A 14601-nucleotide genomic window follows, 5' to 3' on the forward strand; every position below is an offset into this window, starting at 1 on the left:
GGCGTTGCCGAGGTGTCTCAGCCGGCGATCGGCAGCTCCGCTTTTCCCGAGGCCTCGGTGTCGTCGTAGGCGTCCTCGATGGACTGGTCGATCTGCTGGAGGGCCGCTGCCAGTTCGTCGCCGTGGAGGGAACCGAGGACGCCCTCACGCATCGACTCGTACTCCTGCCGGGAGTACTCCAGCTTGAGCTCGTCCCACCCGAAGTCCACGTCCTCGAAGCGGGTCTTCGCGTGGTCGCGCCGCAGGTAGGTGAACAGCAACGCCCTGCGGCACAGCGAGTTCCCCTGGAGAACGTCCTGGGTGAACTGGCTGAAGTGGCGGCCGGTGCGGCGCTCGATGTCCTCCCTCTCGACGCTCATGAGCTTCTTCGGCTCGTAGCGCCAGCGGGTGGGTGTGTCCTCGCCCTCACGGTGCAGCACCAGGAACATGGGAATCTCCTATCGGGCCCGCGCCGCCAGACGCCGGGCCATGTCTTCCATCGCTTCGTGGACCGCCGCCAGGTGGCGGTCGGCATCGTTCTCGAACGCCTCGTCGAACCACTGCCGCTTGCCCACCTGCGTGCGCCACGGTTCGCGGCCGTAGGTGAGGGTGCGCCACCCGCCATCGCGGCGGTTCGTGCGCTTCGGGGCGTTGGCGAAGCCGCGCAGCCCGGGCGTCTTGAAGGCCTTGACCCTGGCCCCGGTCCACCGGCCGCCCAACTTGACCTCGGGCCTGATCTTCTTCGCGATCCCGGCCCGGAGCCCGGGGCCCATGCCGGTGCCGGCCGACGGCATCGACATGATCCCGGACTTCGCCATAGCGGCCCCGGGCCGGAGCGCGTCACGCATGTTCTTCGCGAGGTCCTTGCGCAGGAGCTTGCCGTCCTCCTCCTGCCGGATCGCACGGACCAGGGCTGTGAGCCCTTCGTGCGTGACCGTGAGGTCGAACGGCGGGCCGCCGGTGGCCATCAGGCGACCGCGCGGACCACGGCCCCTGACGTCGGGTAGCCGACCGACACGGACGCCTCGTCGCCGACCCCGCCTTCGATGGGGTTCCACCCGTTGATCAGTACGCTGCCGGTCCACTCGGGGTTGTTCGCCGACTTGGCGGCGGCGTCGAGGCGGACCACGAACGGCACGACGGTGCCGAGCAGCGGCCACATGATGCTGTCGACCTTCGTCGCGGCCACGTCCTGGAGCAGCTCCAGGGACAGCTCACCGGACTTGAGTCCGCCCAGGACTTCCTTCCACCCGAGCGACGCGTAGGTCGTGACGTCCTTGTCCTCGACCTCCACCGTCACCTCGGCCTTCCGGGCGTAGGAGGAGAGGTCGTTCCCGCCGACGCTGACGAAGGCCGCCAGCAGAACCATCTTTGCCATGAGGAGTCACCTGATTCCGAGAGAGACAGCGAACATGAACGAAGGCGTGGTGCCGGTCACCGACCAGGCGAGCCGGTAGTGGGTGTCGGTGATGGCCGTGCCGTCGGTGCGCAGGACCTGCCCGCCCGGGGCGGTGGCCGCAGCGAACGACAGGCGGGACGTGGGCGACGCCATCCCCGCGGCGTCGTCGGACTCGACGGCCACCGTGATGGATGGGGTGGTGCCCGACGCGGAGAGAACGTGCAGGGCGGCGTACAGGCGCTTGCCTGCGGGGATCGCGCCGAGGTTCAGCACGGTCCCGTTGCCGGTCGCGGTGCGGGCGGTGCCGGGCGGGTGGGCGATCTGCCCACGCACCAGCGGCCACGACGACTTGACCGTGCCGGTCCACGGGGCGACCTCGCCGACCGCGTCACCGATCTTGTAGTCGGTGCGCATCCCCGCGGTCAGGTACGCCAGCGCTCCGACCGTCGAGGTGTCCGGGCACACGGTGTACGGGCCGACCCCGCCCAGCGCGGACCAGGACGCGTTGTCGACCTTCGACGGGTCGCCTGCCTCCCACTGCCCTTCGGCGGAAATCTCCGCCGAGCCGAGGCCACCGATGATCTCCTTCCACCCGTTGCTGTAGTAGTTGGTGGTGTCCTTGTCCTCGATCTCGCTGGTCAGCTCGACCTTGTTGGAGGCGCCGGTCAGGTCCGCGCCCGGTGCGAACAACCGCGCGTTGAGCAGCACGAACTTGCCCACGGCTACCCCTCTCCGATGATTTTGATCATGAGTTCGGCACCCACGTAGTCGGTGCCGTTGTGCTCGTACCAGCGATAGCCCTGCATCCGCATCACGTGCAGGTCGTGCGCCAGGCCGCCGAGCGCGTAGTCCCCGGGGGCGCCCCGCGCCGCTTCGATCGCGGTCTTCAGTGACGAGGGCCCGGACCCGGCGAGCAGGGAGTCGAGGATCCGTTGTCCGGCCCGGTCGTCGGCCCGACTCACCAGGATCCGGCAGGTCAGCTCAACCACGTCCAGGCCGCGGCCCATGGCCTTGTCGTAGTCGACGGTGTACTCCCCGCAGAAGAAGTGCGGGGCTGTCACCGCGTCGGGCACGTACCCGGTGCAGGTCAGTTTGGCGATGCCCTCGGGCAGGACCACTACCCGGGCGGCGTCGGCGATGGCTTCACGGATTGGCGACGGTTCCACGGCGGCCCCCCTGCCTGCGCTTGCCGAGCGATACCGGGGGTGCCTCGTCGACCTGCTCAGCCACGCCGGCGCTGACGAGGTGGGCGGCGGCCGCGGTCGGCAGGTCCGCCTCTTCGCCCTGGGCGGGCCAGGGCTCGCCGTCCCTGGTGCCGTTCATCTGGACCAGCATCCGAATACGCATGGGGCCTCCTATCCGAAGCCGGGCAGGACGTAGGGCTCGATCAGGTTCCAGACGTCCGGGTCGCGGCGGGACAGCCGCACGACACCCCACTCGGCGCTGCCGGTGACGCCCTCGGGGCTGTTCCTGCGGCGGTAGAGCCGGGCGGCCTGGATGAGGGCTGCCTCGGCGACGTCGTCGGGGACGGACGGCCACCCGAAGCGGGCGGTTACCCGGATCCGGCTGGTGCCGGTGCCCCAGCTGGTGCGTAGCAGGAGCAGCCCGGTGATGGGGAGGTCGTCGGCCAGGGCGTTGTCTGGGGAGGTCTCGAACCCGGTGACCGTGGAGCCGGATCCGGTTTCGACGACGAGGCCGGTGGTGCTGCCGATGTCGTTGACGAGGAGCAGTTCGCCGTCGGGCCGGTCCACCACCCGACCGCGGGGGTTGTACGTGCGGGTCACCGGCTCGGCGGTGAGGTCGAACCGGCGGCCGGTGGCCCGGTCGATGGAGCGGGATGCGGCAGCCAGTGCGCTGTCGAGCGCCGAGTCCCGGGACGTGTCGCTGACTGGCAGGTCCAGCCGCTCTTTCAGTGCGGCGCGGGTGCCGTATCCCTCGGCCATGTCAGGCGGTCTCAGGGGGCCGCTGACGCCGGTTCTTCGGCGGCGTGGAGCGGGACACCGGGGCAGCCTCCGCAGCTGGCTTGTGGCCGCGCAGGGCGAGCTGCTCGTCGACCTGCGCGACGCGGTCGCCCATGCCGCGGCTGACGTAACCGGCGCGCTCACGCAGCAGCGCGGCGACCATCGGGTCTTGGGATTCCGGATCGGGCATCGCTTCCTCCAGCGAGAGTTGGGCACGCGCGGGGCCCGCCTCCAGACGGGCCCCGCAGCGTGAGGAATCAGACGCCGGTGAACGTCGGCGTGATCAGGCCGGTGCCCGCGATCTTCCGGGCGTGCGGCTGACGCTGGAAGGTGAAGGCGTAGTAGCCGTAGACCACCAGCAGAACGCCCAGCGTCTCCGCCTTGGCCTGCTCGGCACGGATGTACACCGGGGCGTCCGGGTCCTCCCAGAGGTGGCACTCCTGCCGGTCGACGAGGTAGATCTCGTCCTCGTTCGTGCCCGCGCCCAGGTTCGCCGCGATGTTGTTGTCGACGATGACCGGGGTGCCGTTGGGCAGGATGCCGCGCACGCCCCGCCCATACGCCTCGGCGTAGTTCGCGCCGAGGGTCTGGGCGACCACACCGGGCTGGGTGATCAGCGGGTACGAGGCGCCCATGGCGTTCTGCATCCAGTACCAGCGGCGGGAGTGCATGACCGCGAGGTTGTCACCGGAGGACTGGTCGAGCAGCGCGGCCTCCATCCCCGACAGGCCCTCGAGGACCTTGGGGTAGAGCTCGGCGGTGGTCGGGCTGGCGTCGGTGTACGCCACCGAGGTCGCCACGTTCGTGAGACCCACCGTCGCCACGTTCAGCATGGTGTTGTCGACGCGGCTGCCGTAGGCCCGGAACAGGTCGTCGAGGATGACGTCCTCGACGCCGGCCCCGCGCTCGATCGACTGCCGGGAAGCGGTCTGCTTACCGGCCGCCGTGCGCACGGGGATCGACAGCGCGGTGTCGTCCATGTCCGTCTCGGACAGGGCCCCGTTCTCGGAGGACTGGTTGTCGACGCTGGTCCCGGTCGTGACCCGGGAGATCTCCACCGTCATGCCCTGCGAAGGCAGGGTGTGCTTGCGGCACGCGTCGGCGAACGGCCGGTTGGTGCGGGCCTGCGGTGCGTACATGTCCGTCAGGTACTGCGGGATGACGAGGCCGCCGAACGCGCCGGTGCCGACCGCGCGCGTCTCACGGAGCCGGTTGCCCCGCTCGGTCCGCTCCTCGGTCATGTGCCGGGACAGGCGGGACTGCGCCTCGTAGTCGCCGAGGAACGCGGCCAGGACGTCGCCCTGGAACCCGGCACCACGCCGGTCCTGGTCGGGCCGGTAGGTGCGCTCCTCCGCCCCGACCCGGTGGACCTGGTCGTAGGCGGGCGCCCGGCTGGCGGCCGGTGCGGTACGGGCCGACAGGGCGGCGATCTCCTCGTCGCGGGTCTGCTCGGCGAGCAGCTCGTCGAGGGCGGCCTGGCGGCGGGTGACCTCGGAGTCCGCAGCGTCGCGGGTGGCGACCCTCGCGGTGACGGCGTCCTCGGTCAGGTCGGGCTCGGAGCGGAGCGCGACGAGCGCGTCCTGCTCCTGCGTGCGGGTGGTGATCGCGGTTTCCAGGGCGGTACGCGCCTGGGCGATCAGGTCGGCGAGCGTCATGGCTCGGCTCTCCCTTAGTCGATGTGGATTCCAGACGCCCCGTGTCCAGGTCAGACGGCCACCCGAGGCGATGCGCCGGGCGGTCTCGTGCGCGTAGAGCGCAGGGCTTTCAGATCCCGCCGGACGGCGGGAAGTTCAGGGGTCAGCGGGCGATGGACAGTTCGAGGAGGGCGCGGGCCCTGCTCGTTGTCGGCGCGGCCGGCTGACGCAGGGCTGCCCCTGCGGTGTGGGGGTTCGCTCCGTAGCCGACGATGGCGACGTCGCCGCGGTGGATGTCGTACCGGTTGATGCGGTACTCCGAGTAGTCCGGGGACCACTGGCCCGACTCGATGCGGAACGCGAACGACATCTCGTCGATGAGCCCGGCCCGGAGCTTCGGCGCGATGTACGCCACGTCGTAGTCGGACGCGTCGAGGTTCGGGGCGTGCACGGACAGGCCGTTTTCGTCCTCTGTGAGGACCAGACTGCCGGTCGTCGTGCGCGCCAGGCGGCGCAGCTGGTCGTGGCCCAGCACCAGCGGGACGTCCAGGTCGCTGCGGGCCAAGGACGCGGCGCCCGCACCCTCCGAGACGACCTCGGTGTACGGGCCGAACATGTCCCACATCTCGTAGCTCCGCTCGTACACCGAGGCGTGGCCGAGGAACTCCAGGCCGCCGGGCTCGGCGGTGTCCCGCACCTGGACCCCGGCCAGGGAGGCGCGGACCAGGGCGCGGGTGCCGGGCTGCTCGGCGCATCGGCGCTGAGAGGGGCGGTCCGCGCGCTGCCGTACCTGCTGTGCACGGGCGGCCGCCGCGTCGGCGAGCGTGGTGGTGGTCATGTCGTTGCTCCCGTTGCAGCGGTCGGAGGAGTGGTGGGGCGGGCGCCGAACAGACGGTCGAACTCCGCGTACTGCTCTTCGGTGAGCGGCGCCCGGTCGTCCAGGGCGCGGCCTTCGGAGGGTGTCAGGGTCCGTGCGGTGATCTGTGCGGCAATCGTCCGGGCGCGGGCTTCGGGGTCCATGCGGAGCAGGGCGTCGGTGTTCAGCTTCACGAAGCGGGGCCCGGAGACGAGGCCGCGGCTGAACGCGTCCTCGCGGCGGGTGATGGCCGGGCCCAGATGCATGATCAGGAACTGGAGGTTGCGCTGCGTGATGCTGGCGTAGGTGATGCTGCTGCCCGACACGGCGGCGTCGATCATGTCGCCGGGGCACCCGAAGTATCGGGCGATGTCGGAGATCCCCTGCTGGCGGGCCTCCAGGAACGCGGACTGCGACGCGACCGCCTGGATCGGCTTGTACTCCCAGTCGTTGCCGTGGACGAACAGGCCGCCGGTCTCGACCGCGGCCTCGAAGTTGTCCCGCGCGACCCGGGCCTGGCCCTGGTCGATCGTCTTGCCGGTGTTCTTCAGCTCGGCCATCGGGATCGCTCCGCCGGCGAACCAGTCGCGGGCGAACTGCTGGGCGTTGAGGGACTCCTCGATCGTCCACGCCGCATACGCCACCGGGGACAGGCCGAGCGGCATGCCCGCCACGGTGTACTGCTTCTCGTGCCAGATCTCCCACGGCTCGTACTCGGTGCCGCCGATGATGAACTTCGTGATCTCCGACCCGTTGGCCCTGATCGTCACATCGGCCAGGGCCACCAACTCGATGCGCGCGGGCAGACCGCGGCCGTCGGAACCGATGACCCCGGACCGTTCGGTGATGATGCCGAAGGTGTTGCCCGCCCGGTCGAGGTCGACCTGGCTGGAGTACAGCCATTCGATCATCCCGACCCGGGCGCCCCCGGGCGTCACCAGGACCGGCGGCTTGGCCACCTCGACCTGGATACCGTTGACACGGCGGTAGACGTCCACGGGCATCGTCGACACCAGGTCGGCCCGCAGCCGCAGACACGCCCACACCGCCGAGTGCCGCAGCGCGGTGTCCCCGGTGACGTGAACCTTCCCCGTCCGCTTGCCCCGGCGGGCATCGAGGAGATCCTCGGCACTGTTCAGCCCGCGGCGGGTGAAGGCACGCCGCAGCCGTGTCCATGCGCCCATGGCTACCCCCTCACCCGAACGAGTCGGCTACGTCGTAGTCGTCCAGTACGGCCGGCCCCTTGGCCAGCAAAGCCCAGCGGGCGATCGTCACCGCGAAGAACGGCGACACATCGGTGAGGGACTTCGTGCGGTCCAGCGTCCACGCGTCGCCCACCCTTCTCGTCCTGGCCCCGTTCACCGCAGCGGTCAGCGGCGGCTGCTCCAGGTAGCGGACCCTGCTCTGCGTCATGGCGTCGGCCATCTGCCCGCACGCCTCGACGATGTCGTTGGTCCGCAGCACCGCCAGGTGCCCGCGGTGCGGCTGCTCCTTGTCCTCCGGGACGGTGATCCCGGCCTTGACGAGGTTGTCGATCAGTGACCCTGCCGGGGCGCCGCTGCTCGCGATGGCGATGAGGAGCGGGTCGCGCCGTGCCTTGAGCCGGGCCAGGGCCGGAACGACCCACGCGGTCCCCGGGCGGCGGTCGGCCAGTTCCACGTGCACGCTGCCGTCCGGGAGCTTGGCCGCCACCCCGATCGAGGCGTGCGCCCGGTCCGCAGACACGTCCACGGCGAACACCACGTCGGCCCCGGCGGGCAGCACGCTGCCGGCCAGGCCGGGCCAGCTTGCCTTGGGCACGTTCGGGTCGGACGGCGGCGTCGGCTTTCTGGTGCGGTTGAGGTACGCCCGGTCGAACTCTGCGGCGTCCAGCTTCAGCAGTTCCGCGGCGATGACCTTCTCGGTGACCGTGTGGCCCAGCGCGGGCAGCGTCGCGCGCCACGTCGCTGGATCGTCGCGCGGCATGTCCTCGGGGGCGAACCACTCGAAGTAGCAGACGCCTGGCCACTCGCCCGTCTTCCAGGCGGCCTCGATCAGCGCGCGCCCGATGGCCCGCTTCTTGTTCAGCCAGGCTGACTTGGTAGTGCCGCCCGCGGATGCCCACCACAGCTGGGCCATCTCCCGTGTCGTCATCGCCGGAGAGAAAGCCTGCTCCAGCCGGTCGTCCTCGTGCTTGAACGCTTCGTCGATGATTCCGAGATCCAGCGGCGGGCCGTGGCCGGCGGACTCGGTGTTGGCGGTGATGCCCATGCGCGACCGGGTCGCGGGCCAGAGGATCTTCTCGTTGCCGTTCGACTTGCGGATCCGGGCCCGCTTCGCCAGTTCGGAGTCTGAGATCTTTTCCCAGAACTCGTCTTCCCAGCGCTGCCGGGCCATGTTTCGGTCCTGGGCCGCGTAGATGATGTTCTGCCTGTGCCAGGCCATCGCCCGGTGGACCTGGAGCCCGAGGATCAGCTCGGTCTTGCCCTGCTGCCGTGACACTGACAGGCCGGCCTCGCGGTGGACGAACACCCCGGTCTCCGGGTCCAGTTCGAGGGCGACGTCGGTCACGTACTTCTGCCACGGCATCGGCGGGGCACCGAGCTTGGTCATGATCTTCCAGAGCTTCGGGCCCAGCGACTGGCGGTCCGGGTTCCGGGGCGTGCCCCAGCGGGGCGGGCAGGTCAGCCCGTAGCGCTCCTTGAGGTCCTCGGCGAACTCAGTCGGGGCTTGCCAGGTCTCCGAGGTCGTCGTCGTCATCCGTCGCCCGCCCCTCCAGCAGCTGGGCGAGCGTCTGTCGTAGCTCGCGGTTCAGTTGGGTCAGGGTCCTCCCGTCATCGCCCTGGGGGACCGGCTCGCCGCAGGCGTCGCACTCGCCCGAGGTCGCCAGGTCGATCTGGTGGGCCAGGGCGTAGGTCATCTCGGCGAGGGACGGCTCGATGCCGGTCAGGTCGCCGAGCTGTTCGACGTCATTGCGGACCGTCGTTTCAACGGTGCCCATGCCGCCCCCTTCCATGATCATCGCCGGGCCATCAGCCCGGGGAGAGAAAAATAAAAGCTGGGCGCGGGGCTGGGAAGACGATCTTCCTAAAAAATCTGGGCGGCCGAGCCGCTGGCCTGCACCTATTTGCGCTGATCAGGTCAGGCGTACCAGTCGCGCGAGGTGTTGAGGCGGGGTGCTTTGACGCTGGCACCCTTGGTGCCGTTGCAGTTGCGGCCGCAGGTGGGGCAGCGGTGCACGCCGTGTGCGGGTGCCCAGTTGTCCTGGTCCCTCGGGTCGGCTCCGGCTGCGACGGGGCGGACGTGGTCGACGACGTCGGCGGCGGGGTGGCCGCAGATGTGGCAGATGTCGTTGGCGGCGAGGAACGCGGCGCGGCCCTTGCGGTAGCCGTGACTCGTGAGGTCCTGGCGTCCGGCCACGGCTACCTCCAGACGCACGGCGACCCGGCTGCACGCGAGGTGCTGGCCGGGCCGGTGAGGTCAGGCTGCGGGGCAGGTGGCCCCGTCGTTGGTGTCGAACTCGGTCGTGCCTTCGTCGAGGCCTGTGGTGGCTGCGCCCATGCTGCCGTTGGCGTACTGGCCGTTAGCGAGCCGGTTGTCGACCGTGGTGGTGCCACCGGTGGAGCAGTTGAGCATGACGTAGTAGCCGGCCTCGTCCTTGAGCCCGCGCACGACGTCGTCGAACACGGCCTTGAGGCCCTTGGTGGTGTCGACCTCGACCTCGACGTTGCGCTTGTTGCCCTGGGAGTCCTGCTTGGTGACCTTGTAGGCGGGCTTCGGGCCAGCGGCCTTGGCGTCCGGTTCGGGTTCGGTGCCGCAGGCGGTGAGTGTCAGGAGCATGCCGGCGGTGATGAGTGCGGCGGTGGTGGTGCGGGTGCGCATGGTCCCCCCAGGGATGTGCGTGATGAGGGGGACATCATCGGGCACCGGGGGGTGTGCTGTCTGGGATACGGCGAAGCCCCCGGGGCCGGTGGCCGTCTCGGGGGCTTGCGGGCATGCGTGTTGTGCCCAAATCGTGGCGCATGAATCGCTGCTGGTCAAGCCGCCTTGACGGCGCGCTGCCCTTCGCGTGTCGGCTTGGCGGCGTATCGGGCGGCCTGGACGTCGGCGACGCGGTACAGCGGGCGCTTCGGGGTGCCGCCGCAGCGGGCGAGGAGGCCACGGCGCACCCAGTCGCGGATGGTGGCGGGGGCGACGTCGGCGGACATGGCGGCGAGGCGGGTGGTGAGGGTGCCGATGGGCGGCAGTTGGTACTCCATGCGCCCATTGTGACGTGGTGAGGCCCCGGCCGTCGCGGTGACGGCCGGGGCCCGGGTGTAGCTACACCTCCAGGAGCTGGAGGTCCTTACAGACCGACAGGCGGTCGGTCAGTGGCCGTGGGGCGGGTACCACCAGCCGCAGACCGAGCAGTAGACGTCGTTGCGGAGGATCGCGAGGAGCCGACGGGCCATCACGCGGCCTCCTGTCGGGCGGGCTCTTCAGCGGAAGAGGGGGCGCTCTCCGGCTGCTCTTCGGGGGCAGAGCAGGCGGTCTCACCTGCGTCTTTCTCGATGGAGAGGGGCTGGTCTTCCTGAGAGGGGAGGGGGGCGGTCAGGTCGGTGAGGCGGACCCCTGAGCGGCCCCTGACGTCGCCGATGGTGAAGGCCCGGGTGATGGGGATATCGAGGGTGGTGAGGGCCTCTCGAAGGGCGGCCTCGTCGTGCTTCTCCATGCCGGGCAGGGCGAGCATCCGGGGGTACAGCTCGTAGAGGTGGATTCCGGGCCGGTCGCCGATGGCCTCGGTGAGCCACTGGACGATGGCGTCGCGGGGGGTTCCCGGGGCTGCGACGGGGGCGTCGAGCGGAGGGCCGGCGGGCGTCTCGTCGGGGGTGCCGACCATGTAGGCGGCGACGACCCAGCCGAGGGCGGATGCGGCGGTCGCGTAGGTGGTGTAGTCGGACACCGCGGTGACGTAGGCGCATCCGATCAGGAGCCCGACTCGCTTGAGGGGGGCCCGCTTGTCGAGGACGGGTTGCGGCTCCTCGGCGGGCGCCGGCTTCTTCTGGTCGCCCTTCGCCTCGGGGGCCTGGTCGCCCTTCTTGGGCTGCCCCTTGGCGGGCTGGGGCTTCTCGGCGGGCTGTTCGGGCTGTTCGGGGGTGCGGTACTTCGGGGAGCTGATCCAGGTGGTGATGCGGTCGTAGAGGATGACGGAGCCGTCGCCGAGGGGCTGGATGAGCGGCTTGAGGGGCTTGAGGTTCATCGGCCGGTCCCGATCGTGGTGACGCTGTCGCCGACCTGGTCGCCGATGTCCTGGACGCTGCCGAAGATGTCGGCGATGATCCCGCCGGCGCTTCCGGCGAGGAGGATGCACGCGATGGCGGTGATGATGATCGCCTTGCGCTCGGCGTCCTTGTAGACCCCGGACTTCCACTTCACGACGATGATCGTGCACATGATGAGGCCGATGAGGAGTGCGCCGAGGGCGCCGCCGTTGACGTCGAGGGCGGGGGCCTGTTCGGGTGCGGCGGCCATGGTGTTGCGGGCGGCGGTGTCGATCGCGGCGGTGAGGCTGGTGCGCATCAGGGGTGCCTTTCAGAGGCCGAGGAACTTGGCGATGGTGGTGGCGGACGCGGCGTAGATCGCCCAGATGGCGAGCCGGTCACTGCGGAGGAGCGCGGCGGGGACGCGGATGACGATGTACGCGATGAGGCCCCAGCCGAGGGCGTAGGCGATCACGCGTAGCCGCCTTCCATGGGGCGGTCGTCGGCGTCCGGCTCGGCCTTCTTCTCGCGGCTGAGGACGGTGCGGACGTAGTCGGGCTTCACGCTGATGCGGTTGATACGCCTCACGCGGTCGACGACGTCGGCGGCCTTGAAGGCGGGGCCGAGCACGGCGGCGGCTTCGAGGATGGCCTGTGCCTTGGTGAGGGCGGGACGCCCGGTGACCTGCGGCGCATCACCCGTATCAGTGGGCGTATCAGGGGCCGCATCATCCGTATCGTCGCGGTCGACGGTGACCTCGTCGGGCTGGCCGTGGAGGACGAGGGCGACCTGGACGGCGTCGACGATGACGCCGTAGGTGATGAGCATCGAGGCGAGCTCGGCGGGGGGCGTATCAGGGTGCGCATCATGGGCGATGCGGATGGCGTCGGCCGGGTCCATCTCGGCGAAGCGGCGCCGCAAGACCTCGGTGGCCGAGTGCTTCACCGGGGCATCCGCCTGCGTTACGGAGGCGGATGCCGGGAGGGCGTACATGTCGGCGAGAGCTGCGCCGGCCCCGCGGGTCAGCTGCTCCCGCTGGACGTCGACGAGGCTGGATCCGAGCTGGGCGTCACCGTGGCCGACGCGGCGGGCCAGACGCCACGAGGCGCGTTCGGACCGCTTCTTGACCCGCTTGTCGGGGTGCTTCGCCGCACGGGCCTGGTGGTAGGCCAGGCGCTGCATGGTGGCCGCGTTGTGGCGCTGGGCTTCCATGTCGGTGCCGGTGGTGTAGACGACGATCCGGCGGGCGAGGAAGCCGAGCCCTTCGGCGGCGGCGGACATGGCCAGGGGTGTCATGCCGTAGACGACGGCCTCGGTGTAGCCGTCGGCGACGGCCACCCCGGTGAGCCCGGCCCCGATGGGGGTGACCCACAGGCCGAGGCGGACGGGGGCGGGGGCGGCCTGGCCGAGCATGGTGACGCCGACCATGACGAGGGCGAGGACGAGGGTGACGCCTTCGCCGGCGGCGACGACGCCGATGGCGGTGGCGGCCCGGTCGAACTCGGCGACGATGTTGCTGTAGGTGCCCCAGCCGCCGAGGCCGCCGACGGCGACCATGGGCAGGGCGGCGGCGGACAGGATGATGACCTGCCCCTTGGTGAGCGTGGCGGTCACTGGCCCTCACCGGCCTTGAGCTTGACCAGGTGGCCGGCCATGAGGTCGATGTGGTGGGCCTGGTCCCGGAGGGCGGTGGCGATCCGGTGTGCACCCGTCGGGCCGACCTCCAGGAACCCGTCGTCCGTCTGGACACCGAGGAACACCTGCGGGCGGTCGCTGTACGGCCGCTGGACGAGGGAGACCTCGACGAGGCTGGTCGGCCCGTGCTCGGGGGTGTCGGCCAACGCCCAGACGGGTTCGCTGCGGTGGGTGATCTCCGCTTTCGCCGGCGGCACGCTGTATCCGTGCTCGACGAAGCACCACGTGGGGCAGGCGACCCGCACGATTCCGGCGTCCAGCGTCAGCACGCTGGTCGTGCCGTCCGCGTTCCTGCGGGGCTCGGGGGCCACGATGGGGCGGTCGGTGCTCATCGGCCGGCCTCCGTGCTCTGGTAGGCGCGGTAGCCGGTGGGCGGGTGCTCGGCGAGCTTCCTGCGGAGGTAGTCGGCGTTCCAGGCGACGCTGTCCGGCTCTTCCGCCAGGGCGGCGCGGGCGACCATGACGGCCAGGCTGAGGCGGCGGTCGAGGACAGCCCGGTAGGCGTTGTCGTCATCGATGGTGGCCGGGTAGGGAATGTCGATCGCGTCGAGTACCGCGTCGAGGAGGGCCCGGACGTCGTTGGTGGTGTCGCTCATCAGATGCCCCTCGCGATGTGGAGGAGGCGCAGCGCGTAGGCGTCGGCGGTCTCCCGGTCGTAGATGCTGGGGAGTGCACGGGCGGCGTGCTGGATGGCGTCGTCGGCGATGACGGCGGGCAGGCCGTCGGTGAGGACGAGGGCGGTGCCGCGCAGGTAGTCGTTGACCGTGTCGAGGGTGAGCGGCTCGAACGGGTCCTCGGACTGGAGGGCGCTGGCGACGGCGGTGAGGATCTGGTGGGCGCGGGACGGCTCGGTGAGGAGCTGGCGGAGCGCGGTGTCGAAGGCGTCGGTCGTCACTGGGCACCGCCGGTGCAGGTGCAGGCCTCGAAGATCAGGCGGCACGTGGGGCAGACGTTGGTGATGGTGCCGGTGACGCCGGCCTCGGTGGCGCGCACCGTGGTGGTGCGGCCGCCGTGGCGGGTGATGGTGCCGACGGCGACCAGGCGGCGGGGGGCGGCCGGGGCGGCGCTGCCGGTCGCGGCGGTGGTGTAGTAGCCGGCGGCGGTGGGGCCGAGGTTGCGGTTGGCGTACTGCCAGCTGCCGGTGTCGGCGGGCTTCTCGCACTGGTTCCGCTTGAGCCGGTAGTGGTGGCTGACGGACTGCCGGGCCATGACGCGGAGGAGGCCGCCGATGTTGCGGACCTCGGTGATGCGGTCGCCGTACCGGAGGAGGGCGAGGAACGTGTTCTGGGTGAGGTCTTCGGCGAGGTGGGTGTCGGGGGCCCCGTACTGGGTGAGGCGGCCGAGGATGGTGTTGCGGACCATGGGCCGGTACTGGTGGTACGCGGCGGTGAACAGGTCGATGGGGCTGATCGCGGTGGTAGCCGCGGGCATGGGAAGATTCCCGTGGTCCATGACGAGGTCCGATCTCGTTGATGGGCAAGTGCCGGGGCGCTGATACGCCCCGGTGCGTCAGGGAGTCGGTCGACGCGCGCGCCCCTCCGGTGTTCCAGCACCGGGGGGAGCTGTTGGCCGGCTCCCGCTCTGCGTTATGGAGTTGTGCCGGGGCGCGGCTTGGCCAGCCCGTGCTTCTTGATTGCCTGGTCCACGGTCGTCCAGGGCTTATCCAGCGCCTTGGCGACCTTGTAGACCGAGCCCAGCTCTGCGACTCCTTCAGCGAAGGCGGCCGCGCGTCGTTCGGCTGCTGCGGATGTCTGGGCTCGGAGCTGTTCCAGCAGCTCGTCCTCCTCGCGAACCCGTAGCCGCCAGGGCTTCGTGTTCATGAGGCAGACGCTATCACGTAGGTGCGTGATAGTCGAGCG

Annotated in this window: 25 protein-coding genes; all 25 read right to left on the minus strand. The window is 70.5% G+C overall.

What is annotated here, in order from left to right; translation table 11 throughout:
* Positions 1–17 precede the first annotated feature (17 nt).
* Positions 18–428, minus strand: a complete 411-nt coding sequence (locus ACH4RG_RS14330; protein ID WP_398539583.1) for a hypothetical protein — start codon at positions 426–428, stop codon at positions 18–20.
* Positions 429–437: 9 nt separating this feature from the next.
* Positions 438–947 carry a hypothetical protein gene (locus ACH4RG_RS14335; RefSeq protein ID WP_398539584.1) on the minus strand — a complete coding sequence of 170 codons (510 nt, stop codon included), beginning with the start codon at positions 945–947 and terminating at the stop codon, positions 438–440.
* A complete protein-coding gene (locus tag ACH4RG_RS14340; protein ID WP_398539585.1) occupies positions 947–1357 on the minus strand; it encodes a hypothetical protein in 411 nt (136 codons plus the stop codon). The genes ACH4RG_RS14335 and ACH4RG_RS14340 overlap by 1 nt, the downstream gene beginning before the upstream one ends.
* A gap of 6 nt (positions 1358–1363) precedes the next feature.
* Positions 1364–2098 carry a hypothetical protein gene (locus tag ACH4RG_RS14345; RefSeq protein WP_398539586.1) on the minus strand — a complete coding sequence of 245 codons (735 nt, stop codon included), beginning with the start codon at positions 2096–2098 and terminating at the stop codon, positions 1364–1366.
* Positions 2099–2100: 2 nt separating this feature from the next.
* Complete coding sequence (locus tag ACH4RG_RS14350; RefSeq protein WP_398539587.1) at positions 2101–2544, minus strand: hypothetical protein; 444 nt, start codon at positions 2542–2544, stop codon at positions 2101–2103.
* Positions 2522–2725 carry a hypothetical protein gene (locus tag ACH4RG_RS14355; protein ID WP_398539588.1) on the minus strand — a complete coding sequence of 68 codons (204 nt, stop codon included), beginning with the start codon at positions 2723–2725 and terminating at the stop codon, positions 2522–2524. Before ACH4RG_RS14355 ends, ACH4RG_RS14350 begins: the two co-directional genes overlap by 23 nt.
* Before the next feature lie 8 nt (positions 2726–2733).
* On the minus strand, positions 2734–3321 hold the full coding sequence (locus ACH4RG_RS14360; protein WP_398539589.1) for a phage gp6-like head-tail connector protein: 588 nt from the start codon (positions 3319–3321) through the stop codon (positions 2734–2736).
* 1 nt (position 3322) lies between these two features.
* Positions 3323–3529: a hypothetical protein gene (locus tag ACH4RG_RS14365; protein ID WP_398539590.1), complete on the minus strand. Its 207-nt coding sequence runs from the start codon at positions 3527–3529 to the stop codon at positions 3323–3325.
* A gap of 67 nt (positions 3530–3596) precedes the next feature.
* Positions 3597–4994 (minus strand): phage major capsid protein, encoded by a 1398-nt coding sequence (locus tag ACH4RG_RS14370; protein ID WP_398539591.1) that lies wholly within the window; start codon positions 4992–4994, stop codon positions 3597–3599.
* Positions 4995–5136: 142 nt separating this feature from the next.
* Complete coding sequence (locus ACH4RG_RS14375) at positions 5137–5811, minus strand: HK97 family phage prohead protease (protein ID WP_398539592.1); 675 nt, start codon at positions 5809–5811, stop codon at positions 5137–5139.
* Entirely contained in the window at positions 5808–7013 is a 1206-nt protein-coding gene (locus ACH4RG_RS14380; protein ID WP_398539593.1) for a phage portal protein, read from the minus strand. The genes ACH4RG_RS14375 and ACH4RG_RS14380 overlap by 4 nt, the downstream gene beginning before the upstream one ends.
* Before the next feature lie 10 nt (positions 7014–7023).
* The gene (locus ACH4RG_RS14385; RefSeq protein ID WP_398539594.1) at positions 7024–8568 is read right to left on the minus strand and encodes a terminase large subunit domain-containing protein; all 1545 of its coding nucleotides are present in this window, start codon (positions 8566–8568) and stop codon (positions 7024–7026) included.
* The gene (locus ACH4RG_RS14390; RefSeq protein WP_398539595.1) at positions 8528–8809 is read right to left on the minus strand and encodes a hypothetical protein; all 282 of its coding nucleotides are present in this window, start codon (positions 8807–8809) and stop codon (positions 8528–8530) included. Before ACH4RG_RS14390 ends, ACH4RG_RS14385 begins: the two co-directional genes overlap by 41 nt.
* A 140-nt stretch (positions 8810–8949) precedes the next feature.
* On the minus strand, positions 8950–9228 hold the full coding sequence (locus ACH4RG_RS14395) for an HNH endonuclease (RefSeq protein WP_398539596.1): 279 nt from the start codon (positions 9226–9228) through the stop codon (positions 8950–8952).
* Between the two features lie 60 nt (positions 9229–9288).
* Entirely contained in the window at positions 9289–9690 is a 402-nt protein-coding gene (locus ACH4RG_RS14400; protein WP_398539597.1) for a hypothetical protein, read from the minus strand.
* Positions 9691–9845: 155 nt separating this feature from the next.
* The gene (locus ACH4RG_RS14405) at positions 9846–10067 is read right to left on the minus strand and encodes a hypothetical protein (RefSeq protein WP_398539598.1); all 222 of its coding nucleotides are present in this window, start codon (positions 10065–10067) and stop codon (positions 9846–9848) included.
* A gap of 191 nt (positions 10068–10258) precedes the next feature.
* Positions 10259–11047, minus strand: coding sequence for a hypothetical protein (locus tag ACH4RG_RS14410; RefSeq protein WP_398539599.1), 789 nt, complete (start codon positions 11045–11047; stop codon positions 10259–10261).
* Complete coding sequence (locus ACH4RG_RS14415) at positions 11044–11367, minus strand: hypothetical protein (RefSeq protein WP_398539600.1); 324 nt, start codon at positions 11365–11367, stop codon at positions 11044–11046. The genes ACH4RG_RS14410 and ACH4RG_RS14415 overlap by 4 nt, the downstream gene beginning before the upstream one ends.
* A 12-nt stretch (positions 11368–11379) precedes the next feature.
* Positions 11380–11523 carry a hypothetical protein gene (locus ACH4RG_RS14420; RefSeq protein WP_398539601.1) on the minus strand — a complete coding sequence of 48 codons (144 nt, stop codon included), beginning with the start codon at positions 11521–11523 and terminating at the stop codon, positions 11380–11382.
* Positions 11520–12662 carry a conjugal transfer protein gene (locus tag ACH4RG_RS14425; protein WP_398539602.1) on the minus strand — a complete coding sequence of 381 codons (1143 nt, stop codon included), beginning with the start codon at positions 12660–12662 and terminating at the stop codon, positions 11520–11522. The genes ACH4RG_RS14420 and ACH4RG_RS14425 overlap by 4 nt, the downstream gene beginning before the upstream one ends.
* The gene (locus ACH4RG_RS14430) at positions 12659–13075 is read right to left on the minus strand and encodes a DUF6907 domain-containing protein (protein ID WP_398539603.1); all 417 of its coding nucleotides are present in this window, start codon (positions 13073–13075) and stop codon (positions 12659–12661) included. Before ACH4RG_RS14430 ends, ACH4RG_RS14425 begins: the two co-directional genes overlap by 4 nt.
* Positions 13072–13338: a hypothetical protein gene (locus tag ACH4RG_RS14435; RefSeq protein ID WP_398539604.1), complete on the minus strand. Its 267-nt coding sequence runs from the start codon at positions 13336–13338 to the stop codon at positions 13072–13074. Before ACH4RG_RS14435 ends, ACH4RG_RS14430 begins: the two co-directional genes overlap by 4 nt.
* Positions 13338–13637: a hypothetical protein gene (locus ACH4RG_RS14440; protein WP_398539605.1), complete on the minus strand. Its 300-nt coding sequence runs from the start codon at positions 13635–13637 to the stop codon at positions 13338–13340. The genes ACH4RG_RS14435 and ACH4RG_RS14440 overlap by 1 nt, the downstream gene beginning before the upstream one ends.
* Positions 13634–14173 (minus strand): RNA polymerase sigma factor, encoded by a 540-nt coding sequence (locus tag ACH4RG_RS14445; RefSeq protein WP_398539606.1) that lies wholly within the window; start codon positions 14171–14173, stop codon positions 13634–13636. The genes ACH4RG_RS14440 and ACH4RG_RS14445 overlap by 4 nt, the downstream gene beginning before the upstream one ends.
* Positions 14174–14328: 155 nt before the next feature.
* Positions 14329–14562, minus strand: coding sequence for a hypothetical protein (locus ACH4RG_RS14450; protein WP_398539607.1), 234 nt, complete (start codon positions 14560–14562; stop codon positions 14329–14331).
* Between the last annotated feature and the right edge of the window lie 39 nt (positions 14563–14601).

It is taken from the genome of Streptomyces sp. NPDC021019 (genome assembly GCF_044333295.1).
GTDB lineage: Bacteria > Actinomycetota > Actinomycetes > Streptomycetales > Streptomycetaceae > Streptomyces.